This window comes from Mesorhizobium loti, assembly GCF_013170705.1.
GTDB classification, from domain to species: domain Bacteria; phylum Pseudomonadota; class Alphaproteobacteria; order Rhizobiales; family Rhizobiaceae; genus Mesorhizobium; species Mesorhizobium loti_D.
This window is the reverse complement of record NZ_CP033334.1, coordinates 317,851-342,243: the sequence shown is the minus strand read 5'-3', so window position 1 is coordinate 342,243 and position 24,393 is coordinate 317,851. Positions and strand designations below refer to the sequence as shown.

Sequence of the window (24,393 nt, the reverse complement as noted above, 5' to 3'; positions counted from 1 at the left end):
ACAGTCTCTCAGCCAACCATAAACGATGAATGGGCGCCACGGCCCTGTTCACGCTCGCCCCGGGCAGTCCGGAACAAGCTCGCTCGCCAGAGGGGTGCGCCGACAATCCAGGGCGGCACCGCCTAACTGTCGCGCCGACTCCCAAACAGGGCTCGCCGTCTGTTGCCCATTTCGGCGATAAGATCGATAACCACGCCTCGCTCCGGGCTCTCCTCGGCGTGCTTCTCGGCTTCGGTCAGATTCTCGGCATCGCGGCCGCCGTGCCCGACGGCGCGCTCGAAATCGTGTCGAGGCAGGCACCGGCCATCAACCTGCCGGCCGGCGGCTGACGCCGCCAGGTGCCGCGCGGAAGTTCTACTCGATCAGTAGGTCGTGCGTCCACCCGACAGATCGAAGGTCGAGGCCGTGGTGAAGCTGTTTTCCTTCGAGACGAGCCAGGCGACCATGGCGGCGGCCTCGTCGACCTCCAGCAGGCGGCCGCGCGGAATGCGCGAACGCATATATTCGATGTGCTCGGCCGTCAGTTGCTCGAGGATGCGCGTCTGCGCCGTCGCCGGCGAGATGCAGTTGACCGCGATGTCGTACTGCGCCAGCTCCTTGCCAAGCGACTTGGTCATGCCGATGACCGCGGCTTTCGAGGCCGAATAGGCGGCGGCATTGGGATTGCCTTCCTTGCCGGCGACCGAGGCGATGTTGACGATACGCCCGTAATTGCGCTCCTTCATCCCGGGAACCACGGCGCGGTTGACGTAGAAGGTGCCGTTGACGTTGATGTCGATGACCTTCTTCCAGACATCGATGTCGTAGCTGTCGAGCGGCGCGGCCGGGCCGGCAATGCCCGCCGAGTTGACCAGGATGGAGATCTTGTTGGCGATCTCCTCCGTTCGGGCGCGGGCGGCGTCCACCGCTTCCCAACTGGCTATGTCGACGGCCAGCGTCGTGGCGGCCTTGCCGAGCTCCCGCTTGGCCGCATCGAGACGTGCTTCGTCGATGTCCCACAAGGTGACCGTCGCGCCGGAGGCGACAAAACGCTTGGCCATCGCGAAGCCGAGGCCTTGCGCGCCGCCAGTGACGACGGCGTGCTGGCCGTCAAGATCGATCCTGTTCATGTCGAGCGGTTCTTTCCGTTTGAGATGCTGGGGGGCTGCCCGGTGGAAGCGGGCGGTATTGCTACATCGTCGCGCCGAGACTCCAGGGCACGAACTCGTTGTCGCCATAGCCGAGCGATTCCGACTTGGTGCGCCCGCCCGATGCCACGCGCAGGATCTCGGTGAAGATCTCCTCGCCCTTCTCGGCCAGCGTCACGCCGTCCAGTATGTCGCCGCAGTTTATGTCCATGTCCTCGCGCATCTGCTCGAAGATGAAGGAGTTGGAGGCGAGCTTGATCGAGGGCGTCGGCTTGCAGCCGAAGGCCGAGCCGCGTCCGGTGGTGAAGCACAATATGTTGGCGCCGCCGGCAACCTGTCCGGTGGCCGAGACCGGGTCGTAGCCCGGCGTGTCCATGAAGACGAGGCCGCGCTCGTTGATCGGCTCGGCATATTCGAGCACGGCGCGCAGATTGGTCGTACCGCCCTTGGCGGAGGCGCCGAGCGATTTCTCCAGTATGGTCGTCAGCCCGCCCAGCTTGTTGCCGGGAGACGGGTTGTTGTTCATTTCCATATCGTGCCTGGCGGTATAGGCCTCCCACCAGCGGATGCGCTCGATCAGCTTCTCGCCCACTTCGCGGGTCTCGGCGCGCAAGGTGAGAAGATGCTCCGCGCCATAGATCTCGGGCGTCTCCGAGAGAACGGCCGTCCCGCCTTGCGCGACCAGTAGGTCCACCGCCGCACCGAGCGCCGGGTTGGCGCTGATGCCGGAGTAACCGTCCGACCCGCCGCATTGCAGCGCCAGCACCAGTTCGGAAGCCGGCTGCGGCGTTCTTTCCGCGGCATTCACGGTCGGCAGCATGTCGAGGATCGCCTTGACGCCGGCCTCGACGGTCTTGCGGGTGCCTCCGGTCTCCTGGATCGTCATCGTGCGGAAGGTGGTGCTCTCCTCGATGTTGTAGGACTGCATCCAGCGCGGGATCTGGAACGCTTCGCAGCCGAGCCCGACCATCAGCACGCCGCCGACATTGGGATTGGTGGCAAACCCCCATTGCGTGCGTTTCAGGAGATCGTAGGCGGCGCCTTGGGTGTCGATGCCGCAGCCTGTGCCGTGGACCAGCGCGATGGCGCCGTCGACATTGGGATAGTCGCGCAGGATGCCCGACCGGTTGACCTCTTCCACGATGAAGCCGGCGACGCTGGCCGAACAGTTCACCGAAGTCAGGACGGCGATGAAGTTGCGCGTGCCGACCTTGCCGCTCGGCCTGCGGTAACCCAGGAAGGTGGCGCGCTCGGCCTCTGGAAGAACAGGCGTGTGCCTGGCATTTGTGCCGAACAGATAGTCGCGCTCGAAATTGCGCAGATACACATTGTGCTCGTGCACCCAGTCGCCGGCGACGATTGGTTCGCGTGCGAAGCCGATGGTCTGGCCGTATTTCACTATCGGTTCGTCCGACGCGATGTCGCGCACGGCCATCTTGTGGCCGCGCGGTATCCGTGCCCTGGCCGCGACGTCACCGGCCTTGTCGCCGACCTTTAGCGGGTCGACCGCAAGAAGAATGTTGTCGGCGTGCGAAAGCTGGATGAACCGCGTCATTACACAAACTCTGAAAGAAGCTCTCCCCGACGAAGCCAGGGATGGATGATGAAAAATACTAATATAATAGAATGTCAATGGTCAAGCAGCGACGGTGACAGCCGCGTGGTCAGGACTGGGGCAACGTCTTGGCGTGGAGGGAGTGAATTCGATCCCTGTCCGCCGCGCCCGGATCAAGCCTGACCGAAACCGGGCATCTGGCCGGGCAAGTGACCAGGCATGATCGGCCCGCGGTCAGTCCAGATGGAAGACGTCTTCCATGGCTGCCCACCATTCCCCGTCGGCGCGGGTCGGCAATGGCTTCTGCATGGGATCGCAAAGCTCCCACCATTTGCGCATGGCGGAGGATTCGCCCATTCGCGCGGCATCTTGGGCGAAATCGCTGCCGTGATACTCCCAATAGGCGAAAAGCAGGTTCTCGGGCTCACGCAGGAAGATGGAGTAGTTGCTAATGTTGGCGCGGCTGATGACTTCGAGCACGTCAGGCCAGACGGCGGCGTGGACGCGCTTGTACTCGGCGATCGCCTCGGCCTTCAGGCCGATGCAAAGTCCCATTCTCCGCATGTGCGGGTCGTCTCCGGTGCGGGTTCAGCCGAGAAGATCGGCGGCGACTTCGAGCGTGTTGCGGAACGACGTCTCGAGATGGTGCTCCATTGCCTTCGCGGCGCCTTCGGCATCGTGTCGCTTCAGCGCGTCAAGGATGGCCTCGTGCTGCTCGATCGTCTGTTCGCCGTACCCGGGCTTGGGGATGGCGAGATAACGGCCACGATCCATCTGCGCCTTGGAAATGTCGACGGCCCGCCAGATCATTGGCAGGCCACAGATCTCGGCAATGGTACGATGGAAGACGTCGTCGAGCTGGATCGCGGTGGCGTACCGGCCGCGCGATATGGCAAGCCGGTGCGCCGCCATGTTGTCCTCAAGCAGCTCGGCGGCTGCCGGCGTCAGCTTCACGGCCGCACGCCTGGCGCTCTCCATCTCGAGTGCCCGGCGGATCACATAGGCCTCTTCCAGGTCGGCGCGGCTGATCGGCGCGACATAGGTGCCGGTCTGCGCCAGGATCTTGACCAGGCCCTCGTCGCTGATGCGCTTGACAGCTTCCCGAACGGGCGTGCGTGAAACACCGAGTGCCTCCGCGATGGCAACCTCGTTGATCACTTCCCCCGGCTTCATCTGTCCGACGACAATCAGATTACGGATCTTCTGATAGATCTGATCGCGGAGCGGCAGAGCCCGATTGAGGGTCGTAGGGTCCAGGTCCATGGCAAATCCGTAGCTTCGTTCACCAGAAATGATCAGATTATATTAGAATGTAAATTGGAATGCACCCAATGCGCGTGGCGATCCCCCGCAACGGAGCGGTTCCAGGCAGATCGGAATCCAGCTTGTCAGAACTGTTATATTAGTGCAATAGTCCGGCATCCGCACTGAGGAATTCGATCCGCAGACGAAGGCCTGAACCAATTCGCACACCCGGAGGTGAGCATTCAGGTCAGAGGTGGCTCGCGCTCCAATAGGATATTATACTAAAATAATACACCATCCGGTGCCGAGGACAACGGGATAGGCCGCCAGGGAGGAACCTAGCCAGACATGAGTGCCGTCGCCGCCGATTTCGCCTTGGACATGAAAGGCATCAGCAAGACGTTTCCGGGCGTGAGGGCTCTGTCCAACGTCAATTTCGCTGTCAGGTTCGGCACCGTCCACGCTGTTGTGGGCGAAAACGGCGCCGGCAAATCGACGCTGATGAAGGTGCTCAACGGCTCCTACGCACCCACCAGCGGCACCATCGAGGTCGGCGGTGCCGAGGTTCGCATGCGCCGGCCGGCCGACGCCCAGGCGCTCGGCATCCGCATGGTGCATCAGGAGATCAATCTGGTGCCGGATCTGACGGTCGCGGAAAACGTCTATCTGGGCCGAATGCCCGGCAAATGGAGTTTTCTGCGCAAGGGCGAGATGGTCAGGAAGGCCGCCGCCGTCCTCGACGAGCTGGGAGCGGCCATCAACCCGCGCGAACGGCTCGGCGATTTGTCGATCAGCCAGCAGCAGCTCGTCGAGATCGCCAAGGCCTACGCGGCCCAGCCCCGCATCATCGTCCTGGACGAGCCGACATCGAGCCTCAGCGAGCATGAGACGGCGGCACTGTTCCGGATCCTGCGCAAGATGCGCGACGACGGCATCGCCATCATCTACATCAGCCACCGGCTGAAAGAGGTGCTCGAGATCGCCGACGAGGTGACCGTGCTGCGCGACGGCTCAATGATCGAGACCCGTCCGATCCAAGGCATAAATGCCGCCCAGATGATCCGGCTGATGGTCGGCCGCGAGGTCAGCAACGTCTTCCCCAAAAGCCAGGCCGAGATCGGCAGGTCCGGGCTGCGCGTCGAGCGCATCAGCGACGGCAAGCACTTCCGCGATATCAGCTTCGATGTGCGGGCCGGCGAGATACTGGGCCTGACCGGTCTGGTCGGCGCCGGCCGCACCGAGGTGGCGCGCGCCATTTTCGGCCTGTCGCGGCTGGTCGAAGGCACGGTCAGCGTCAACGGCCGCAAGGTCTCGATCAATTCCCCGTCCCAGGCGGTCAAGGCGGGAATTGCCTATGTTCCGGAAGACCGCAAGGGCGACGGCATCGTGCCGGGCATGTCGATCCGGGAAAATATCAGCCTGCCCATACTGCGCCGCCTCAGCCGTTTCGGGCGTATCAGCCGCGGTGCCGATCGCGCGCTGGCGGCGGACTATGTGAAGCAGTTTTCCATTTCGCCGCCCGACGGCGAACGCCGCATCAATCTCCTTTCAGGCGGCAACCAGCAGAAGGCGGTGATCGCCAAATGGCTTGCCGCCAAGCCGTCGGCGCTGATCCTCGACGAGCCGACGCGCGGCGTCGATGTCGGCGCCAAGGCCGAGATCCATCACATTATCGGCCAGCTCGTCGCGGGCGGCATGGCGGTGGTCATGATCTCCTCGGAACTGCCCGAAATCCTCGGCGTCTGCGACCGCGTCGTGGTGATGCGCGACGGGCACGCTTGCGAACCGCTGATGCGTGCCGACCTCAGCGAGGAACGCATCATGGCGCTGGCGACGGGGGAGGAAATGGCGTGACCGACGTGGCCATGGAGATCACCGGCGTGAACCGCAACGACCGTTTTACGCGCGGCGGCAGGCTTGTCGGCGCTCTGTCGAAAGCGGGGCTCGCCTTCGCCATTTTGGCCGTCCTGCTCTACGGCTCCTTTGTCAGCCCTGCCTTTTTCACCACAGGCAATCTGCTCAATGTCCTGACCTCGATGTCCATCGTCGGCATCGTCGTCGTCGGCATGACCTTCGTGCTGGTGGTCGGCGGGCTGGCCGACTTGTCGGTGCCGGCAACGATCGCCTGCGGCGCCATCCTGTCGCTCGGGCTGCAGCCGCTGATCGGTCCGCTGCCCGCCTTCGTTTTGGCCGTCGGCCTCGCCGGCCTGATCGGCCTGCTCAACGGCGTGCTGGTCGGCTATGTCGGCATCAATCCCATCATCGCCACGCTCGGCATCGGCACCATCGGCCTGGGCATCGTCCAGGCGGCGGTCGGCGGGGTCATCGTCTATGGCAGCAACCCGGCCTCGGCCGAATTCGCCAAGGGCCGCCTGTTCGGCATTCCGGTCGTGGTGCTGATCTTCCTGGCCATCGCCCTCATCGGCCATTTCGTGCTGTCGCGTTCCTTCTGGGGCCGGTGGACGCTCGCCACCGGCGGCAATTACAAAGCCGCCGAGGCAAGCGCCGTTCCCGTGCAGGCGGTGAAGGCCGGCGCCTTCGTGATCACGGCGCTCGCCTCCGGCATCAGCGGCGGCCTGCTCGGGCTGACGTTGCAAAGCGCGCGGCCGCTCATCGGGGCCGGTTACGAATTCAGCGCCATCACCGCGGTGGTGGTCGGCGGCGTGTCGATCATCGGCGGTTTCGGCTCGGTGCCGCGGGCGATCGCCGGCCTCATCTTCGTGCAGCTTCTGACCAATGTCATGGTTCTCGACGGCGTGCGCACGCCGATCCAGGGCTTTGTGCTCGGCATCCTGATCGTCGGCGCCGTCGGCATGGATGCGGCGTTGCGCAAGCGGGGGGTGGCATGATGCGGCTGCTGACGCTTGCCTCGCGGCACCGGGTCGTGATCATCCTCGGCCTGACGCTCATCATTTCCGCTCTGGTGGTTCCGGGCTACTTCTCCGCCTCGACCCTCGGCCTAGGCCTCGACCGCGCGGCGACGATCGGCCTGATCGCCATCGGCCTGACGGTGCTGTTGATATCGGGCCAGATCGATCTCTCCGGCGGCGCGGTGTTCGCGCTGGCCGGCATCGTGTCGGTCATCCTCCAGCGCGAGATCGGCATCCTCCCAGCCGCGATCGCCGGCATCCTGGTCGGCACGCTGGCCGGCGCCATCAACGGCGCGCTGGTCGTCGGCCTGAAGGTGAATTCGCTCGTCCTGACGCTGGCGACGATGCTGATCTTCCGTTCGCTGGCGCACTGGATCACCAACAGCCAGCCGGTGACAGGCACCGACATCATGCTCTCGCTGGCGCTGGCCAAGATCTATCTCGAAGTCTTCACCATTCGCAGCGCGCTGTTCATCATCCTGATCGTGCTGCTGCATTTGTGGCTGACGCGCACCATTCCGGGCCGCAATGTCTTTGCCGTCGGCTCCAACCCGGCGGCCGTCAAGGAAAGCGGCATTGCTTCGGACCGCATCGTCTGTCTCGGCTTTGTCTTCGCCGGCACGCTTGCCGGCCTGGCGGGGGTTCTGCAGAGCCTCGTCACCAACACCGGTTCGCCCGTCTTCGGCTCGGAACTGACGGTTGCCGTCATCGCCGCCGTCGTCGTCGGCGGAACCCGTCTCGAAGGCGGCAGGGGATCCGCGCTCGGCACGCTCGGCGGCGTGCTGACCATCGGCTCGCTGACCATCGCCATGGAGTTCCAGTCCGTTCCCGCATACGTCCAGCAGGTCGTATCGGGGCTCATCCTGATCCTGCTCGTCGTGCTTGATCGGGCCATTACCACCAAGGGGAGGGCTACGGGCACGCGCCCCGCGCTCATTCGCGACAATCCAATCACTCAAGGAGGAAAAACATGATCGGCAAGACAAGCATGCTCCAGATCGCCGCCATTGCGGTGCTGGCATCGACAGGCTGGGCCAGCGCCAAGACGGTTTGCTATGTGACGGCGGCGGATTCGCATGCCTATGCCACGCCGGCCAACAAGGCCCTTGAAGCCCGTGCCAAGGAACTCGACATTGAGATCCTCAGCCTCAGCCAGGATTTCGACGTCCAGAAGGGCACCGAGCAGCTCAACACCTGCGTGGCGCGCAAGGTCGACGGCATCATCCTGTGGCCGCTCGATCCGCAGGCCTACATACCGGGCCTCGCCCGCGCGCAGCAGGCCAACATCCCGGCGATCCTTATCAATTCACCGATGAGCGACGATGCCAAGCCGTTCATCAAGTCCTTCACCGGGCCCGACGTCTACGAGGAAGGCAAGCTCGCCGCGGATTCGCTCAGCAAGGCGCTCGGTGGCAAGGGCTCGGTCGTCATCATCGCCGGCCAGGCCGGCAACGGCACCACGATCGGCCGCGTGACCGGCTTCACGGATCGCCTCAAGGAAACCAATGCCGACATCAAGGTGCTCGACACCGTCAATGCCGACTTCGACCAGCAGAAGGCGCTGGTGGTAAGCCGCGACCTGATCACCCGCTTCGGCGACCAGATCAGCGGCGTCTACGCCAATGACGACACCATGGCGCGCGGCTTCATCGACGCCTGGAAGGAGGCCAACCCGTCCAAGGCGGCACCGCCGATCGTCGGCATCAACGGCCAGAAGGACGCGTTCGAATCGATCCGCACCAACGAGATGTATTCGACCATCGTGCAGTCCCCGGTCGAGGACGGCCGCCTGGCCATCAACACGATGGCTGAGATCATCGACGGCAAGGAGGTCAAGGACCGGCTGCCGATCCCGCTGACCGTCGTTACCAAGGACAACGTCAACTCGGTCGAGCCGGCGTTCTGATCGGTCAAGGCCGGCCCGGCACGGCGCCGGGCCGGCCTTCGCTTGATTTTGATGGACTTGCATCTCGCTCGCGTCGGGAAAACGCTGTTGGCCTGAAGGAGAGAATTTCCAGTTTTGGCGGCGGATTTGGAATAAACTAACTCTACAGAATTTATAGAATAAGCAAAGTGCGCGGGCGATCTGGTTTTCCAGGACAGGACTCCGCCATGCCCGCCCTTCCGCGCCCGCTTTCAACCTCGTCAGGCCGCCGCCGCATTGCCGGAGGCCAGCCATGACCAAGGACATTCCTGATCGCATCAAGGTTCTCTGGTTCCTGCCGACGCATGGCGACAGCCGCTATCTCGGCACGACGGAAGGCGGCAGGGCCGTCGACCTACCCTATCTGACGCAGGTGGCGAAGGCGGCCGACACGTTGGGCTATTACGGCGTGCTGCTGCCGACCGGCCGTGCTTGCGAGGATTCCTGGGTGATCGCCTCGGCGCTGGCGCCGTTGACCGAGCGGCTGCGTTTCCTCGTCGCCGTCCGGCCCGGCCTGCAATCGCCGACACTCGCCGCGCGCATGACCGCCACGCTCGACCGCATCTCCAATGGCCGGCTGCTGATCAATGTCGTCACCGGCGGTGATCCGCTGGAAAACAAGGGCGACGGCATCTTCCTCTCGCATGCCGAGCGCTATGAAGTGACGCAGGAATTCCTCCAGATCTACAAGCGCGTGCTGAGCGGCGAGACGGTCGAGCATCAGGGCAAGCATTTCCGCATCGAGGACGGCAGGCTGCTGTTCCCGCCGGTGCAGACGCCCTATCCGCCGCTCTACTTCGGCGGCTCGTCGGATGTCGGATCGGTGGTGGCGGCGCAGGAGATCGACAAGTACCTGACCTGGGGCGAACCGCCTTCCGATGTCGAGCGCAAGCTGGACGCCGTGCGCGAACTGGCCGAGAAGGCCGGTCGCAAACTCTCCTTCGGCATTCGCCTGCATGTCATCGCGCGTGAAACCACCGAACAGGCCTGGGCCGCGGCGGAGAGCCTGATCAGCCGGCTCGACGACGCGACGATAGCCTCGGCTCAGAAAGTCTTTGCCCGCATGGACTCCGTCGGCCAGGCGCGCATGAGCGCGCTGCATGGCGGCAGCCGCGACAAGCTCGAAATCGCGCCCAACCTGTGGGCCGGCGTCGGCCTGGTGCGCGGCGGCGCAGGCACCGCCCTTGTCGGCGATCCCGACACGGTCGCGGAGCGGATCGACGAATACCGACGCCTCGGCATCGATACCTTCATCCTGTCCGGCTACCCGCATCTGGAGGAAGCCTATCGTTTCGGCGAACTGGTGCTGCCGAAACTGCCGACCGATCACCCGGTCAAGGCAGCCGGCACATCCGTCAACACCGGGCCGTTCGGTGAGACCATCGCCGGCGACCACCGGCCGAAATCGCTCGCCAGCGCCTCGTGAACGCGCTGCTTCCGGCCCGCCGATTGCGCGTCGCCATCATCGGCGGCGGCTTCTCCGGCGCTGCCGTGGCCTGGCACCTGGCGCGGGCGCATCGGCCGGAGCGCCTGTCGATCTCGGTGATCGAGCCGCGACCGGCGCTTGGCGGCGGCCTGGCCTATTCCAGCGAGGAGCCGTCGCACCGGGTCAATGTCCCGGCTGTCAGAATGAGCATGGCTCCCGACGATCCGCAGCATTTTGCACGCTGGTTGGCCGGCAGTGGGGAAATCGAGAGCGACACGGACGCCCTCTGGCAGAATGGCGACATCTATCCGCGCCGGCGCGTCTTTGGCCGCTACGTCGCCGAGCACCTCGCTCCCCATCTCGCTTCAGGCGCGGTTCGTCACGTGGAAGGAAACGCCACCGGCGTGATCCGCGACGGTGATGGCCCGGGTTGGAACGTGCAGACTTCCGCCGGGCCTGTCTCAGCCGACATCATGATCCTGGCGGCGACGCATCCTCAACCTGGGATTCCCAATGCGCTGGAGTCCTTGACGGAAGCGCCGGGTTTTATCGCCAACCCCTATGCGGCGTCAGCTCTTGCCGCGATCGGACCACAAGCCTCGGTGCTGATCGTCGGCTCCGGGCTAACGTCGGCCGACATGGTGGCCGAGCTTGATCGCCGTGGCCATCGCGGCCGCATCCTGGCGCTGTCGCGCCGCGGGCTGCGCTCGCGTGGCCATCCCGATGTCAGGGGGGAGCCCTTTGGTGACTTTGCGTCGGCGCCGGCCACATCGGCGCTTGGCCTGCTGAGGAACATTCGCGCGACGCTGGCAGTGGCGCGCGAGGCCAACGTCAACTGGCAATCTGTCTTCGACCAGTTGCGCCTGCAGGGGCCGGTGCTGTGGGCGGCCCTTGCTCCGCCGGAGCGGGCAAGGCTGGTGCGTCAGCTGCGCGTGTTCTGGGACGTGCATCGCTTCAGGATCGCGCCACAAGTCGCTTCCGTGCTCGACCGCCGCCAGAGCGCCGGCACGTTCGACACCATCGCCGCCAGACTTGTCGCGTCGAACGATGAGGGCGACAGCCTCGCGGTCAGCTTTCAACGGCGCGGGCAGACACGGATCGAGACTGCCCGCTTCGATGCCGTCATCAACACGACAGGACCGGCTCATGGACAGTCGCTGCAGCTCAATCCAGCACTGCGCTCCCTGGCCGGGGCCGGGCTGGTCAGGACCGACCGATACGGACTGGGCATCGAGACGAATCTCGACAGTCGTGCCGTCGGCCGGGATGGCAAGGCGGCCGCCAGTCTCTTCGTCGCCGGCCCATTGGCGCGAGGGACCTTTGGCGAACTCATGGGCCTCCCCGAGGTCGCCCGCCATGCCCAGGCAGTCGCCGGCGAAATCGCAAAATTGCTCGAAGCATCCCTGCCAGCCGAGGCAGTCGGTGCCAATACCGCGCACAGTCCGGTCGGGCGCTGACAGGCACAAGCCGGCTTGGCCGGGCAAAATTGGTATTTCCGACCCTAGAGGGCGCCAAAAACGGAAAATACTACTTTGTATATATAATCAGTAGACATAATAAATGTTGGCGAAATCCGGCATCGACCGGACCGATCAACGACACGGCCTGAATGGGAGACAGTTCATGGCACAGACAGGAAATGACGCGGTCAAGTTCGCCTACTGGGTGCCGAATGTTTCGGGCGGCCTGGTGATTTCCAACATCGAGCAGCGCACCAACCATTCGGCCGAGTACAACCGCAAGCTGGCACAGATCGCCGAAAAAGCCGGCTTCGACTATGCGCTCAGCCAGATCCGTTTCACCGCCGGCTACGGCGCTGACGAACAGCATGAATCCGTGGCGTTCAGCCATGATCTGCTGGCCGCCACGACGACGCTCAAGGTCATCGCGGCGATCCTGCCTGGCCCCTGGAATCCGGCACTGGCGGCCAAGCAACTCGCCACCATCAGCTACCTGACCAATGGCCGTGTCGCCATCAACCTCGTCTCCGGCTGGTTCCGTGGCGAATTCCACGCCATCGGCGAGCATTGGCTCGACCACGACGAGCGCTACCGCCGTTCGGAGGAATTCATTCGTGCGCTGCGTGGAATATGGACCGAAGACAGCTTCACCTTCCGTGGCGATTTCTATCGCTTCAACGAATATTCGCTGAAGCCGAAACCGCCGCAGGTGCCCGAAATCTTCCAGGGCGGCTCATCGCGTGCAGCGCGCGACATGGCCGCGCGCGTTTCGGACTGGTACTTCACCAACGGCAACACGCCGGCCGAGATCGCCAAGCAGGTCGACGACCTCAAGTCGAAGGCCAAGGCCAACAATCATTCCGTCAAGGTCGGCGTCAACGCCTTTGCCATCGTCCGCGAGACCGAGGATGAAGCCAAGGCGGTGCTCGCCGAGATCATCGGCAAGGCCAACCCGGAAGCGGTCAACGCTTTTGGCCACGAGGTCAAGAATGCCGGCAAGGCATCGCCGGAAGGCGAGGGCAATTGGGCAAAGTCCTCCTTCGAGGATCTGGTGCAGTACAATGACGGGTTCCGCTCGAACCTGATCGGCACGCCAAGGCAGGTCGCCGAGCGCATTGTCGATTTCAAGCGTGCCGGCGCCGATCTCATCCTGCTCGGCTTCCTGCACTTCCAGGAAGAGGTCGAGTATTTCGGCAAGCACGTCATCCCGCTCGTTCGCGAGCTGGAGGATGCTGAACAGGCAGCGTCGCTGGCAGCGGAATAGCCCTTTTCAAAAAAGGCAGGCCGGGCGGTCCGACCTGCACATCGATCAAGGTTTCCAGGCACGCTCGATCCATCGAGCGTCAACGAGGCTTTGCGCCTGCTGAGCAATCGAGGACGATTGGAATGCTGTTGGCTGGATATGCCCTTGGAATGATGGAGGCCTCGGTCTATGCGCCGGAGGTCTTTGCGCGCGGCTTGCCGGCGGCATTCAGCCCCGCGCAGCAATCTGAAGGCAACACCGAACCCAGAGGGGCTGCCACGGTCGCCGCCGCTCCGCTGCTCTCGCTTCACGGCATCAGCCTGTCCTTTGGCGGTGTCGTCGCGCTGGCCGATATCGACCTGTCGGTTCGCCCGGGCGAAATTCGCGCCATCATCGGCCCGAACGGCGCCGGCAAGAGCTCGCTGATCAACGTGATCAGCGGAGTCTATCGGTCCGACCGCGGCCACGTCCAGCTCGATGGCATCAGTTATGCCCAGGTGCCGACGCAGCGGCTGGCGCCTCTCGGCGTCGCCAGGACCTTTCAGAACCTTGCCCTGTTCAAGGGCCTCAGCGTTCTCGACAATGTGGCGTCCGGCCTTGCCTACAGGGTGCGCTCCAATTTTGCCGGCCAGGTGCTGGGCATTGGCCGCTCGCGCGGCGAGCAGCGCGACTCCTTGAGCCGCGCCGGCCAGATCCTCGAATTCCTCGATCTCACGGCTGTCCGCGATCGTCTTGCCGGCACGTTGCCCTACGGGCTGCAGAAGCGTGTCGAACTGGCCCGCGCATTGGTCGCGCAACCGCGCCTGCTTTTGCTGGACGAACCGATGGCCGGCATGACCGCCGGCGAGAAGAGCGAGATGGCAGGTTTCGTGCGTGCCGCGCGGGATCGCTTCGCAACGACGGTCATCCTGATCGAGCATGATGTCGGTGTCGTCATGGGTCTGTCCGATCGCATTGCCGTTCTCGACTACGGCCGCAAGATCGCCGACGCCACGCCCGATGAAGTCAGGAACGACCAGCGCGTCATCGACGCCTATCTCGGCGTCGCCTCCGACAACGAGGACGGGGCAGGCATATGATCGCCGACTTTGACTACCAGTTCTTCATCGAAGTGCTCGTCGGCGGCCTGCTCTCCGGCGTCATGTACTCGCTGGTCGCGATCGGCTTCGTGCTGATCTACAAGACATCGGGCGTGCTCAACTTCGCGCAAGGCGCGATGCTGCTGTTCGCCGCCCTCACCTTCGTCAGCCTCGTCGAGCGCGGCATTCCGTTCGCGCTGGCGCTGGTGGTCACCTTCGCCATCATGGTGGCGATGGGTGTCGTCATCGAGCGTACGGTGCTGCGGCCTCTGATCAACAAGCCGCCGATCACGCTGTTCATGGCGACGCTCGGCCTGTCCTACATCATCGAGGGCGCCGCCCAACTGATCTGGGGCACGCAGGTCCATGGTCTCGACCTCGGCATCGAGGACGTGCCGCTGGAAGTCGGCGGCGTGCTGATCAGCCAGTTCGACATTTTCGCGGCGGTGGTGGCTGCCGGCATGGTTCTGCTCTTGTCGCTGTTCTTCCGCTACACCCGCATCGGGCTCTCGTTCCGCGCCGTCGCCGACGATCAGTTCGCCGCGCTCGCCGTCGGTCTGCGGCTGCCGTTGATCTGGGGCACCGTCTGGGCCGCGGCCGGCCTTGTCGCCCTTGTCGCCGGACTGCTCTGGGGCGCCCGCCTAGGCGTGCAGTTCTCGCTGTCGCTGGTGGTGCTGAAGGCGCTGCCGGTGCTGGTGCTCGGCGGCTTCGATTCCATTCTCGGCGCCATTGTCGGCGGGCTGTTGATCGGCGCCAGCGAGAAGCTCGCCGAGGTCTATATCGGCGATTATTTCGGCGGCGGCATCGAGAGCTGGTTCGCCTATGTCGTGGCCCTCGTCTTCCTCCTGATCCGTCCCTCCGGCCTGTTCGGCCAGAAGCTCGTGGAAAGGGTCTGAGCCATGGCCGCGATCACAAGCGATTTCTCCGAGGCGCCGGTCCTGCCGAAATGGATCGTGCCCGTGCTGCTGCTCGCCTTCGCCTATGGCGTCGTGCCGCTGATCGGCTCGAGCTATCTTTTCGAGGCCATCCTGCTGCCGTTCCTGGCGCTCAGCCTCGCCGGCGTGGGCCTGAACATCCTTACCGGCTATGCCGGCCAGGTTTCGCTTGGAAGTGCTGCCTTCATGGCGGCCGGCGCCTTCGCCGCCTACAATTTCAACCTGCGCGTCGAGGGCCTGCCGCTGATCGGCAGCATCTTTCTGGCCGGCATTGTCGCCGCCGCGATCGGCATCGTCTTCGGCCTCCCCAGCCTGCGGCTGAAGGGTTTTTATCTCGCCGTCTCGACGCTCGCCGCGCAGTTCTTCGTGCAATGGGCGCTGACCAAGTTCAGCTGGTTCTCCAACGACTCGGCGTCCGGCGTCATCGACGCGCCCAAGCTGTCGATTTCAGGCTTCGCTTTCGACGGCGCCGTCGGCCGCTATCTCTTCGCGCTCACCATCGTCAGCGTTCTCACCTTCCTCGCCTATCGGCTGGTCTCGTCGCAGACCGGGCGCAACTTCATCGCCATCCGCGACAATGAGACCGCCGCCCGCATCATCGGCATACCGGTGTTGAAGACCAAGCTTCTGGCCTTCGCCATCTCCTCCTTCATCATCGGCGTCGCCGGCGTCATCTGGGCCTTCGCCTATCTCAGGACCGTTGAGCCGGATGGCTTCGATCTCGACCGCTCGTTCCAGATCCTGTTCATCATCATCATCGGGGGCCTGGCTTCGATCCGTGGCGCTTTTTTCGGCGCCGCGCTCATCGTCGTCTTCCCGCTTGGCTTATCGCGCCTCGGCGGCTTCCTGCTTGGCGATGTCTTTGACTCGGGCGTGCTCGACATGAGCCAGCGCATCGTGCTTGGCGCGCTCATCATCCTGTTTCTGATCCTTGAACCCGATGGGCTGGTGGCCCTGTGGGACAGGGTCCGAAGACGGCTCCTGTTCGCCTGGCAGTCGACCTGAGCCGCGCGTCTGAAGTGAATTGCATTTGAAAATGAGCCAAAGGCCGAACCCGACACGGCCCACACCGGGAGTACCCTGACAATGACCTTTCTCAGCACAATCAAGGCGGCGGCGCTGTCCGCGGCGATGATCGTGTCGGTGGCCTTGCCCGCCGCCCACGCCGATGAACAATATTTCCCGTTGCAGAGCTACCGCGTCGGACCCTATGCGGCCGGCGGCACCGGCTTCTTCGGTGGCTTCATCGACTATCTCAACCTCATCAACATCCGCGATGGCGGCGTCAACGGCGTCAAGCTGACCTGGGATGAATGCGAGACGCAGTACGAGGTCGAGCGCGGCGTCGAATGCTACGAGCGGCAGAAGAGCCATGCCGGTGCCGCCGCCTGGAACCCGCTTTCGGTCGGCATCGCCTATGCGATGATCGACCGCATCACCGCAGACAAGGTGCCGCTGATCACGGTCAACCATGGCCGCACGGACTCCACCGATGGACGCGTCTTCCCTTATGTCTTCCCGCTGCTGCTCAACCCCTACAGCGAGACTTCGGGAATCGTGAACTACATCGCCTCCAAGGAAGGCGGCATCGACAAGCTCAAGGGCAAGAAGATCGTCGTGCTCTATCACGGCTCGCCCTACGGCAAGGAAACCATCCCGATCTATGAATTGTTGGCGCAGAAATACGGCTTCACCGTGCAGCAGATCGAGGTGCCGCATCCCGGCAACGAGCAGCAGTCGCAGTGGCTGACCATCCGCCGCGCCAAGCCGGACTTCGTCGTCTTGCGCGGCTGGGGCGTGATGAACCCGGTGGCGCTGAAGACGGCGGTCAAGGTCGGCTATCCCGTCGACCACATCGTCGGCAATGTCTGGTCGAATTCGGAAGAGGATGTCATCCCCGCCGGTGACGCCGCCAAGGGCTACACCGCCATCACCACCCAGGCTTCCGGCAACACCTATCCGGTGGTGCAGGAGATCGTGAAGACCGTCTACGGCGCCGGCAAGGGCAATCTGGAAGACAAGTCGCGCATCGGCTCGGTCTACCACAATCTCGGCATCGTCAACGGCATCCTCAATGTCGAGGCGATCCGCGTCGCGCAGGAGAAGTTTGGTCATCGCACGCTGACCGGAGACGAAGTCCGTTGGGGCTTTGAACACCTCAAGCTCGATCCGGCCAAGGTCGAGGCGCTCGGCGCGAAGGACCTGTTCCACTCGATCAACGTCAGCTGGGACAATCACGAAGGCGAGGGCTACGTGACCTTCCAGCAGTGGGACGGCAAGAAGTGGAACGTCGTCTCCGACTGGATCGCTCCGGACTGGGCGCTGCTGCGGCCGATCATCGAAAAGTCCGCCGAGGCCTATGCCAAGGAGAAGGGCATCAAGCTGCGCACCGCCGATGATGCCAACGCCGTGACCACCAACTGATCAGCCAATGCCGGGCGCCACGGACAGGGCGCCCGGCCCTTTACGGTTCCTCGAACCGCGAAAGAAGAGCTCATGCCGGACAATGACGTCATCCTTGCGGTGGACACGATCCATGCCACCTACAACCACGCCATCACGGCGCTGCACGGTGTCAGTTTTGAGATCCGGCGCGGTGAGATCCTGGCGCTGCTCGGTGCCAATGGTGCCGGCAAGACCACGACGCTGAAGGCTGTCTCCAACCTGCTGCCCGCCGAGCGCGGCCAGGTCAATGCCGGCACCATCCGCTATGAAGGCTCGGATGTCTCGCGCCGCAAGCCGGGCGAGCTCGTGCGCGCCGGCCTGGTCCCGGTGCTCGAGGGCCGCCACTGCTTCAAGAGCCTCACCGTCGAGGAAAACCTGGTCGCCGGCGGCATCGGCCGCAGCGGCCGCCGGGCCGAGATCAACGCGGACCTCGAACGCATCTATGGCTGTTTTCCCCGTCTCCGGGAAAAGCGCCGGACTTTGTCCGGCCTGACCTCCGGCGGCGAGCAGCAGATGACGGCCATCGGCCGGGCGCTGATGTCGCGGCCGCGTCTGCTGGTTCTCGATGAGCCGTCAATGGGGCTCGCGCCGCTCATCGTCCAGGACATCTTTCAGACGCTGAGAAAACTCAACCGCGAGACCGGTCTGTCGATCCTGGTCGCCGAGCAGAACTCGGCGGTGGCTCTCAAATACGCCGACCACGCCACGGTGCTCGAAAACGGCGTCTCCGTTCTTTCCGGCGCTGCTGCCGATCTTCGCCAGCGTGAGGATGTGCGCGCCTTCTATCTCGGTCAATCGACCACCGGCCAACCGCCGTCGCCGGCTGCCAAACCAGCCCATCTCCATGCCGTTGCCTGAAACGAAATTCGAAGGAGCAGTGAAATGACCGTCTCGACCGTCAAGACAGACCACGCCTCCGCCGCCGTGCCGCCGGTCGCAAGGCCGTCGGAGCCGGCACACATCATAAGGGATGACGCCGAGGCGGTCGCGGTCGCCCATGCGCTCGCCGCCGAATTCCTCAAGGAGTCCTCCAAGCGCGACCGTGAGCGCATCTGGCCGGTCGCCGAACTCGACGCCTTTTCGCAAAGCGGCCTGTGGTCGATCAATGTGCCCAAGGCATTCGGCGGGCCGGAAGTGTCCTACGTCACGCTGGCCAAGGTGATCGAGATCATCTCGGCGGCCGATTCCTCGATCGGCCAGATCGCGCAGAACCATCTCGGCGTCATTGCGGCTATCCGCACCGTGTCGGATGCGGAACAGCAGAAACTGCTGTTTGCCGAAGCGCTGAAGGGCACGCGGTTCGGCAACGCCTTTTCCGAATTCGGCTCCAAGCGCGCCGCCGATTTCGAGACCCGCTTCACCGATGCCGGCGACCATGTCGTCGTCAATGGCCGTAAATTCTATTCCTCGGGCGCGCTGCTCGCCCATCTGGTGCCGATCGTGGCGCTCGATGACGAGGGCCGCGCCTGGTACGCGATAGCCGATCGTGGCGCGCCTGGCCTGACGGTCATCGACGACTGGTCGAGCTTCGGCCAGCGCACGACGTTGTCGGGTACGGTGATCATCGACAACGTCAAGGTGCCGAAGACGCATCTCGTGCCCGGCTACAAGGGCTATGACAGACCGACGGCTGACGGCGCCATCTTCCAGATCATTCAGGTGGCGGTCGACACGGGCATCGCGCAAGCCGCGATCGACGAGACCGTTCACTTCGTCAGGACCAGAAGCCGCGCCTGGATCGACAGCGGCGTCGACAATGCCTGGGACGATCCCTACACCATCCAGGCGGTCGGCGACCTGACGCTGCGCCTGCACGCCGCGCAGGCGCTGCTCGAAAAAGCCGGCCTGGCAATCGACCGCGCGGTGGCCGAGCCGACCGCCGAGACGGTGGCGCATGCGCAGATCGTCACCGCCGAGGCGAAAATCCTGTCGACCGAGATCGCCATCGCCGCGACGAACAAGCTGTTCGAACTGGCCGGCACGCGTTCGACGCTGGCCGAGCACAATCTCGACCGGCACTGGCGCAATGCCCGCACCCACACGCTGCACGATCCGGTACGCTGGAAGTACTCGATCCTCGGCAAATACTTCCTCAACGGCGAAAACCCGCCGCTGCATGCCTGGAGCTGATTCCCACCGGGGGGCAGGCCGCTGCCCTCCAAGATTTCGACCATCAAGACCAAAGAGAGCCCAGTCACCATGTCAAACCGAACAGTCGTCGGCTTCTCCGGCAACATCACCCGGCCGTCAAAGACGCGCGCCTTCGTCGATTTCGTGGCCAAGGACATCGCCGCGCGCCATGGCTTGTCGGCCAGCACCTACGACATCGAGGATGTCGGCCCATCGCTGGGCACGGCAAGATGGGCACGCGACCTCGACGGCCAGGCGCAACCGATCCTGGCCCAGATCCTCGCCGCCGACGTGCTGGTGGTTGGCTCGCCGACCTACAAGGGCAGCTACACCGGCCTGTTCAAGCACTTCTTCGACCTGATCGATCCGGCGGCGCTGCGGGGCAAACCCATCCTGCTGACCGCGACCGGCGGCGGCGAGCGCCATGCCTTGATCGTCGAGCATCAGTTGCGGCCGCTGTTCGGCTTCTTCGAGGCCTTCACGCTGCCGACCGCAGTCTACGCCACCGACAAGGATTTCACCGACGGCGTGCTGCGCTCCGATGCCATCCTGAAGCGCGCGGCGCAGGCGGTGGACGAGGTCGGCTTTGTGCTTGCCAACCGCTCGGCAGGCAGGATCGCTGCTGAGTAGCAGCCGCGAAGAGGGTTGCGCGAAGGTCGAAATCCGCATGGGCGACACCGCCGCTTACGTGCAATTTACGACCGCCCGCTACAAGGTTCCTGTCTGATTCGTCCGGGACAGGAACACCATGAGCAAAGCCCTCACGACCTTCGCACTCGTCGCGGTGCTGACCGCCTTGCTGATGGCGTTGAGCCTGGCGGTGGCGCGGCATGGCTATCCCTATGGTGCGATCGGCGTCAGGCGCCTCGACGGCATCGCCGATGCCGGGACGTTCATTCCGCTCGCGGCCGTCTATTTCTTCAGCGCGCTGTTGATGATGATCCTGCCGATCCGCGCGGCCAGCATCGTTCTCACCCATGCCGCCGACGCGATCTTCTGGACGGTGATCGTGCTGTTCGCCACCATCGTAGGCGGCCTTCTCGCCCGATGGGCTTTCGGCCAGGGCAGCGCCTTGTGGGCACTGCTGAACTGGCGGTTCCTGTTTGCCGTGGCGGTCGTCGGCTGCCACTTCGTCATGAACGAACTGCGCCGCAACGTGCTGTTGCGCAGCCTGTTCTTCGTGGTCTTCGCCGCCGCGACGCTGGCCTGCCTGTTCTGGTCGTTCACGCTCTGAGCGTGATCATGGCTGGCTGGTTTCCGCCGCGATGTGGCCGGCAGCCTGCTCCGTCCACGTCCAGAGATAGGCCGCGAGACCGCGGTCGACATGGATGCGCAGCTTGCTTTCATGGCGATAGACGATGGCGTTGATGCCGGCGAAGGACAGTGCCGCACTGGCGCTCGGTTGTCCGGGATCGAGCGTCGTTCCACGCGCGATGAAAGCGTCAAGCGCCGCGCCTTCTGCCTCGAACACCTGTAGCCCGGCGCTGATTTCTGTCACCCCGAACCCTTGGCTGAACCACCCCGTGGCCATGCCGATAGGGGTGGCCGACACGGCAAGCAATCGGTCGCGTGCCAGACGAACCGAATAGCGTGCGCCCTCGGCCAGGCCGAACGCACCGGCGGCCGCTCCATCGAAGCCGGATGCTTCGGCCCACGCCGCGAGGTCGCCGCTGACCAGACGTTGGTGCAATCCGGCAATCGCGCCTATCTTGAGCCCCGGCACCTCGATCGTGGCGCTCTGCCAGTCCGGCGCGACAGACCATTTTTCCGCGAGATCACGCATGGAGCCGCTCTCCTGCCGGGTCGAAGGCGCAAGGCGCGGCAATCGTTGCCGACCGAACCTTGCCGAGATGCTGGATTTCGATCGTCTCGCCGTGGCGGGCCGCGCCGCGCTCGATCAGGCCGAGCGCGATGGGCCGGCCAAGCGTCGGGCTCTGGTAGCTCGAGGTGACGAAGCCCTGGCTGTGCAGTCTGCCGTCGCTCCGCTTGATGCCGTGGGCGCCGGTCGGTAGCGGCGCTTCGCCAGACGGCACTGTCAGTCCGACAAGCTGCAGGCGGTCGCCGAGCGAGGCCTCCTCGGTGAACAGCGAGCGACGGCCGACATATTCGGTCCGGCGTTTGGTGCGGGGCGCTTCGCTGCCGAGATCGTGCGGCAGCGTGGTGCCGTCGGTATCCTTGCCGATGACGATGAAGCCTTTTTCGGCACGCAGGATCATCAGCGCTTCGAGGCCGATGGTGACGGCGTCGAACGCCTGGCCGGCCTGGCGCAGATGTGCCCACAAGGGCTCGGCGCGGTCAGCCCGGATCGAAATCTCGTAGCTCCTGTCGCCGGTGAAGCTGACGCGGGCGACGCGGACCTCGTCACCGCCATAGCTGCCATGGCCGATCGCCATGTGCGGCAGGTCGGCCTCGTCGAGCGAGAGGCCGAGGTTGAGTGCTTGGAGCAGCTTGCGGGCGTTCGGCCCCGAAACGGTCAGCGTCGCCATGTCCGATGTGGCGTTGTGGATATAGACCGCGTCGCGGCCAAATCGGTCCTGGCGCCATTCCTCCAGCCGCGCGTGCACGGCAGCGACATGCGAGGATGAACACGACACGACGAAGCGATGCTCGTCCAGCCGAACCAGCACGCCGTCATCGAAGACTACGCCGTTCTCCGACAGCATGAACCCGTAGCGGCAGCGGCCCGGCTTCAGCGTCGACATGGTGTTGTAGTAGAGGAAATCGACGAATTCGGCCGCCTTGGGGCCGATCACCTCGATCTTGCCCAGCGTCGAACCGTCGAACAGCGCGACCGACTGGCGCGCGCGCCACGCCTCGTCCTGGATGGCGCGATCCGCGTCGGCGCCGCGGCCGCCATAATGGGCCGGCCGCAGCCAGCCGCCATATTCCTGGAAGACGGCGCCGCCGGCGCGGTGCATGGCCTCCAGCGGCAGCCTGCGCACGGGTGCCATCAGCTCGCCGACGCGCGCGCCGACAAAGCTTGCCAGCGGCACCGGCGTGAAGGGCGGACGGTAGGTGGTGGTGCCGACTTCCGGCACCGTGCGGCCGGTGATGCCGGCCATCAAGGCCAGGCCGGGCAGGTTGGAGGTCTTGCCCTGGTCGGTTGCCATGCCGAGCGTGGTGTAGCGTTTCAGGTGCTCGACCGAGACGAAGTTTTCGCGCGCCGCCAGTTCAACGTCCTTTACCGTCACGTCGTTCTGGTAGTCGATCCAGATGCGCCCTTTCGAACCGGGCACCGGCCAGGCGGCGGCAACGCCGCCCGTTGCTTCCGGTCCCGTGCTGCGCGGCACGGCTGCTTTCGCCTGGCCCGGCAAGCCAACGGCTTTCTCCAAGCCGGCGAACACTTCCGACAAGGAGATCGCGCCAGCCGCGGCGCCGACCACCGAAATGCCGTCGACCGGATCGCCTGGCAGGAAGGCGGCGCGTGCGTCGCTCCAGGCCAGCTTGCCCTTGGCCTGGCCGAAGAGATGAATGGTCGGCGTCCAGCCGCCCGAGACCAGCACGCAATCGGCATCGAGCCTGGTGCCGTCATCCAGTGTCACGCCCTCGACCCGCAGTCTGCCCCTGGCGGAAGCAAGCGCCCTCCCTTTGACCAGCCGTACCTTGGCCGGTGCGTCGGGCATGCCGTCACGCCTGATGTCGACGAGCGTTACCTCTGCGCCGGCGTCGGCCAGCGCGCCAGCGACCTCGTAAGCGCTGTCATTGTTGGTGGCGGTGACGATGCGCCGTCCAACCAGCACCGCATGGCGCCTGAGATAGGCAAGTGCCGCGTCCGCCGACAGTATGCCCGGAAGGTCATTGTTGGCAAAGGGCAGCGGTCGTTCGATGGCGCCGGTCGCCAGCACGATCTGGCGCGGCCGGACCCGCCACAGCGTGTCGCGCCGGCCATCGAAATGCCGCTGGTTCAGCCCGACCAGATTGTGGTCGTAAATGCCGAAGGCGGTGGTCGCTGCCAGGATCAGGTGACCGCCCGTGCCAAGCTCCGCAACCGCCTCTTCGACCCAGACGGAAGCCGGCTTGCCGTCGATCTCGCCGGCGCGGTGGCCAAGGGATCCTCCCGGCGTCTGCTGGTCGTCGACCAGCGTGACGGCGAGGCCTGCACCTGCCGCCAGCCTGGCCGCCGCCAATCCGGCCGGTCCCGCGCCGACAACCAGCACGTCGCAATGATGGTTGATCTGGTCAGCCGTGCCCGGCGATGTCCAGTCGGTGTCGGCCTTGCCCAGTCCGGCCATGGCGCGGATGCGCGGCTCGAACATGTGCCAGTCCGGCCACATGAAGGTCTTGTAGTAAAACGCCGCCGGAATGAAACGGGAGAAGCGGTCGAGGAAGGCGTTACGGTCGGCCAGCGCATTGGGCGTCGCGTTGACGCTTTTCGCCACCAGCCCGTTGCGTGCCGGCTCGGTCGTGGCGCGCGTGTTCGGTTTCGCCTGGGGGCCGCCGATGTCGACCAGCGCGTTCGGCTCCTCGACGCCGGCGCCCCAGATGCCGCGCGGCCGGTGATATTTGAAGCTGCGGCCGACGACCGCGACATCGCCGGCCAGCAGTGCCGAGGCGATGGTGTCGCCGGCAAAGCCGTCCACGGTTGCGCCGTCGAAGCTGAATCGGATCGGGCGCGACCGGTCGATGGCGCTGCCGCCGGTGGGAAGACGCGAGGCGGTCACGCGGCGTGCTCCCCGCCAAGGGCGGTCGAGGACAGCACCTTGTGCGTGACCGTGTCACGTTCCATGACGAAGAACTCGCCGCAATTCATGTGCACCCAGATTTCGCGTGCCGCGCCCTTCGGGTTGCCGCGCAGATAGAGGTAATCTGCCCAGCGCTCGATCGGCACGTCGGCGCCATCGGGCCTGACATTGCCGGCATCGCCGCCATAGTGGAATTCGGTCTCGTCGCGCGGGCCGCAGAACGGACATGGGAAAAGCTGCATGATTGCCTCTAGTGTTTGTCTCAGTGCGCG

The 24,393-nt window shown here is 64.7% G+C and carries 23 protein-coding genes; 16 read left to right on the top strand and 7 right to left on the bottom strand.

Annotation, left to right across the window (positions count from 1 at the left end):
• Nucleotides 1-29 precede the first annotated feature (29 nt).
• Entirely contained in the window at nt 30-329 is a 300-nt protein-coding gene (locus EB815_RS01535) for a hypothetical protein (RefSeq protein WP_155772465.1), read from the top strand.
• 33 nt (nt 330-362) lie between these two features.
• Here EB815_RS01535 and EB815_RS01530 read toward each other — a convergent pair whose 3' ends face one another.
• The 4 genes from EB815_RS01530 to EB815_RS01515 all read right to left on the bottom strand — a co-directional run bounded on the left by EB815_RS01530 (nt 363) and on the right by EB815_RS01515 (nt 3,945).
• Nucleotides 363-1,109 carry an SDR family NAD(P)-dependent oxidoreductase gene (locus EB815_RS01530; protein ID WP_056569286.1) on the bottom strand — a complete coding sequence of 249 codons (747 nt, stop codon included), beginning with the start codon at nt 1,107-1,109 and terminating at the stop codon, nt 363-365.
• A gap of 61 nt (nt 1,110-1,170) precedes the next feature.
• Complete coding sequence (locus EB815_RS01525; RefSeq protein ID WP_056569289.1) at nt 1,171-2,682, bottom strand: UxaA family hydrolase; 1,512 nt, start codon at nt 2,680-2,682, stop codon at nt 1,171-1,173.
• A 234-nt stretch (nt 2,683-2,916) separates the two neighbouring features.
• The gene (locus EB815_RS01520) at nt 2,917-3,246 is read right to left on the bottom strand and encodes an L-rhamnose mutarotase (RefSeq protein WP_056569292.1); all 330 of its coding nucleotides are present in this window, start codon (nt 3,244-3,246) and stop codon (nt 2,917-2,919) included.
• Between the two features lie 24 nt (nt 3,247-3,270).
• The gene (locus EB815_RS01515) at nt 3,271-3,945 is read right to left on the bottom strand and encodes a GntR family transcriptional regulator (protein WP_056569295.1); all 675 of its coding nucleotides are present in this window, start codon (nt 3,943-3,945) and stop codon (nt 3,271-3,273) included.
• A 330-nt stretch (nt 3,946-4,275) separates the two neighbouring features.
• Between EB815_RS01515 and EB815_RS01510 the strand changes: the two genes are divergently transcribed.
• From EB815_RS01510 to EB815_RS01440, 15 genes are all read left to right on the top strand, one after another.
• The gene (locus tag EB815_RS01510; protein WP_056569298.1) at nt 4,276-5,781 is read left to right on the top strand and encodes a sugar ABC transporter ATP-binding protein; all 1,506 of its coding nucleotides are present in this window, start codon (nt 4,276-4,278) and stop codon (nt 5,779-5,781) included.
• Entirely contained in the window at nt 5,778-6,776 is a 999-nt protein-coding gene (locus EB815_RS01505) for an ABC transporter permease (protein WP_244494017.1), read from the top strand. The genes EB815_RS01510 and EB815_RS01505 overlap by 4 nt, the downstream gene beginning before the upstream one ends.
• Nucleotides 6,773-7,771: an ABC transporter permease gene (locus tag EB815_RS01500; protein ID WP_244494018.1), complete on the top strand. Its 999-nt coding sequence runs from the start codon at nt 6,773-6,775 to the stop codon at nt 7,769-7,771. The genes EB815_RS01505 and EB815_RS01500 overlap by 4 nt, the downstream gene beginning before the upstream one ends.
• A complete protein-coding gene (locus EB815_RS01495; protein ID WP_056569302.1) occupies nt 7,768-8,703 on the top strand; it encodes a sugar ABC transporter substrate-binding protein in 936 nt (311 codons plus the stop codon). The genes EB815_RS01500 and EB815_RS01495 overlap by 4 nt, the downstream gene beginning before the upstream one ends.
• A 271-nt stretch (nt 8,704-8,974) precedes the next feature.
• Nucleotides 8,975-10,147 (top strand): FMNH2-dependent alkanesulfonate monooxygenase, encoded by a 1,173-nt coding sequence (gene ssuD / locus EB815_RS01490; RefSeq protein ID WP_056569305.1) that lies wholly within the window; start codon nt 8,975-8,977, stop codon nt 10,145-10,147.
• A complete protein-coding gene (locus EB815_RS01485; protein WP_056569307.1) occupies nt 10,144-11,604 on the top strand; it encodes an FAD/NAD(P)-binding protein in 1,461 nt (486 codons plus the stop codon). The genes ssuD and EB815_RS01485 overlap by 4 nt, the downstream gene beginning before the upstream one ends.
• 166 nt (nt 11,605-11,770) lie before the next feature.
• Nucleotides 11,771-12,871, top strand: coding sequence for a dimethylsulfone monooxygenase SfnG (gene sfnG / locus EB815_RS01480; protein ID WP_056570359.1), 1,101 nt, complete (start codon nt 11,771-11,773; stop codon nt 12,869-12,871).
• A 122-nt stretch (nt 12,872-12,993) separates the two neighbouring features.
• Complete coding sequence (locus EB815_RS01475; protein WP_056569310.1) at nt 12,994-13,929, top strand: ABC transporter ATP-binding protein; 936 nt, start codon at nt 12,994-12,996, stop codon at nt 13,927-13,929.
• Nucleotides 13,926-14,825, top strand: a complete 900-nt coding sequence (locus EB815_RS01470; RefSeq protein WP_056569313.1) for a branched-chain amino acid ABC transporter permease — start codon at nt 13,926-13,928, stop codon at nt 14,823-14,825. The genes EB815_RS01475 and EB815_RS01470 overlap by 4 nt, the downstream gene beginning before the upstream one ends.
• Nucleotides 14,826-14,828: 3 nt before the next feature.
• Nucleotides 14,829-15,869: a branched-chain amino acid ABC transporter permease gene (locus EB815_RS01465; protein ID WP_056569316.1), complete on the top strand. Its 1,041-nt coding sequence runs from the start codon at nt 14,829-14,831 to the stop codon at nt 15,867-15,869.
• A gap of 81 nt (nt 15,870-15,950) precedes the next feature.
• Nucleotides 15,951-17,288: an ABC transporter substrate-binding protein gene (locus EB815_RS01460; RefSeq protein WP_056569319.1), complete on the top strand. Its 1,338-nt coding sequence runs from the start codon at nt 15,951-15,953 to the stop codon at nt 17,286-17,288.
• Between the two features lie 72 nt (nt 17,289-17,360).
• Nucleotides 17,361-18,167 carry an ABC transporter ATP-binding protein gene (locus tag EB815_RS01455; protein ID WP_065005416.1) on the top strand — a complete coding sequence of 269 codons (807 nt, stop codon included), beginning with the start codon at nt 17,361-17,363 and terminating at the stop codon, nt 18,165-18,167.
• A gap of 24 nt (nt 18,168-18,191) precedes the next feature.
• Nucleotides 18,192-19,439, top strand: coding sequence for an SfnB family sulfur acquisition oxidoreductase (locus tag EB815_RS01450; RefSeq protein WP_056569325.1), 1,248 nt, complete (start codon nt 18,192-18,194; stop codon nt 19,437-19,439).
• Between the two features lie 69 nt (nt 19,440-19,508).
• Complete coding sequence (msuE, locus tag EB815_RS01445; protein WP_056569329.1) at nt 19,509-20,069, top strand: FMN reductase; 561 nt, start codon at nt 19,509-19,511, stop codon at nt 20,067-20,069.
• A 118-nt stretch (nt 20,070-20,187) separates the two neighbouring features.
• Nucleotides 20,188-20,673 carry a hypothetical protein gene (locus EB815_RS01440; protein ID WP_056569331.1) on the top strand — a complete coding sequence of 162 codons (486 nt, stop codon included), beginning with the start codon at nt 20,188-20,190 and terminating at the stop codon, nt 20,671-20,673.
• 6 nt (nt 20,674-20,679) lie between these two features.
• Here EB815_RS01440 and EB815_RS01435 read toward each other — a convergent pair whose 3' ends face one another.
• From EB815_RS01435 to EB815_RS01425, 3 genes are read right to left on the bottom strand one after another with little or no spacing between them, the layout of a single operon-like run.
• Nucleotides 20,680-21,222, bottom strand: coding sequence for a hypothetical protein (locus EB815_RS01435; protein WP_056569336.1), 543 nt, complete (start codon nt 21,220-21,222; stop codon nt 20,680-20,682).
• Nucleotides 21,215-24,100, bottom strand: a complete 2,886-nt coding sequence (locus tag EB815_RS01430) for a sarcosine oxidase subunit alpha family protein (RefSeq protein ID WP_056569337.1) — start codon at nt 24,098-24,100, stop codon at nt 21,215-21,217. Before EB815_RS01430 ends, EB815_RS01435 begins: the two co-directional genes overlap by 8 nt.
• Nucleotides 24,097-24,363 (bottom strand): sarcosine oxidase subunit delta, encoded by a 267-nt coding sequence (locus tag EB815_RS01425; protein ID WP_056569339.1) that lies wholly within the window; start codon nt 24,361-24,363, stop codon nt 24,097-24,099. The genes EB815_RS01430 and EB815_RS01425 overlap by 4 nt, the downstream gene beginning before the upstream one ends.
• Nucleotides 24,364-24,393: the final 30 nt, after the last annotated feature.

Bases quoted from the DNA above. Each gene is read 5' to 3' on its own strand.
- EB815_RS01510 (WP_056569298.1), top strand. From the start codon at position 4,276: ATGAGTGCCGTCGCCGCCGATTTCGCCTTGGACATGAAAGGCATCAGC.
- EB815_RS01470 (WP_056569313.1), top strand. From the start codon at position 13,926: ATGATCGCCGACTTTGACTACCAGTTCTTCATCGAAGTGCTCGTCGGC.
- EB815_RS01425 (WP_056569339.1), bottom strand. From the start codon at position 24,363: ATGCAGCTTTTCCCATGTCCGTTCTGCGGCCCGCGCGACGAGACCGAA.
- EB815_RS01460 (WP_056569319.1), top strand. From the start codon at position 15,951: ATGACCTTTCTCAGCACAATCAAGGCGGCGGCGCTGTCCGCGGCGATG.
- msuE (WP_056569329.1), top strand. From the start codon at position 19,509: ATGTCAAACCGAACAGTCGTCGGCTTCTCCGGCAACATCACCCGGCCG.
- EB815_RS01440 (WP_056569331.1), top strand. From the start codon at position 20,188: ATGAGCAAAGCCCTCACGACCTTCGCACTCGTCGCGGTGCTGACCGCC.
- EB815_RS01525 (WP_056569289.1), bottom strand. From the start codon at position 2,682: ATGACGCGGTTCATCCAGCTTTCGCACGCCGACAACATTCTTCTTGCG.
- EB815_RS01520 (WP_056569292.1), bottom strand. From the start codon at position 3,246: ATGCGGAGAATGGGACTTTGCATCGGCCTGAAGGCCGAGGCGATCGCC.
- EB815_RS01450 (WP_056569325.1), top strand. From the start codon at position 18,192: ATGACCGTCTCGACCGTCAAGACAGACCACGCCTCCGCCGCCGTGCCG.
- EB815_RS01455 (WP_065005416.1), top strand. From the start codon at position 17,361: ATGCCGGACAATGACGTCATCCTTGCGGTGGACACGATCCATGCCACC.
- ssuD (WP_056569305.1), top strand. From the start codon at position 8,975: ATGACCAAGGACATTCCTGATCGCATCAAGGTTCTCTGGTTCCTGCCG.
- EB815_RS01435 (WP_056569336.1), bottom strand. From the start codon at position 21,222: ATGCGTGATCTCGCGGAAAAATGGTCTGTCGCGCCGGACTGGCAGAGC.
- EB815_RS01495 (WP_056569302.1), top strand. From the start codon at position 7,768: ATGATCGGCAAGACAAGCATGCTCCAGATCGCCGCCATTGCGGTGCTG.
- EB815_RS01465 (WP_056569316.1), top strand. From the start codon at position 14,829: ATGGCCGCGATCACAAGCGATTTCTCCGAGGCGCCGGTCCTGCCGAAA.
- EB815_RS01530 (WP_056569286.1), bottom strand. From the start codon at position 1,109: ATGAACAGGATCGATCTTGACGGCCAGCACGCCGTCGTCACTGGCGGC.
- EB815_RS01475 (WP_056569310.1), top strand. From the start codon at position 12,994: ATGCTGTTGGCTGGATATGCCCTTGGAATGATGGAGGCCTCGGTCTAT.
- EB815_RS01500 (WP_244494018.1), top strand. From the start codon at position 6,773: ATGATGCGGCTGCTGACGCTTGCCTCGCGGCACCGGGTCGTGATCATC.
- EB815_RS01515 (WP_056569295.1), bottom strand. From the start codon at position 3,945: ATGGACCTGGACCCTACGACCCTCAATCGGGCTCTGCCGCTCCGCGAT.
- EB815_RS01535 (WP_155772465.1), top strand. From the start codon at position 30: ATGGGCGCCACGGCCCTGTTCACGCTCGCCCCGGGCAGTCCGGAACAA.
- sfnG (WP_056570359.1), top strand. From the start codon at position 11,771: ATGGCACAGACAGGAAATGACGCGGTCAAGTTCGCCTACTGGGTGCCG.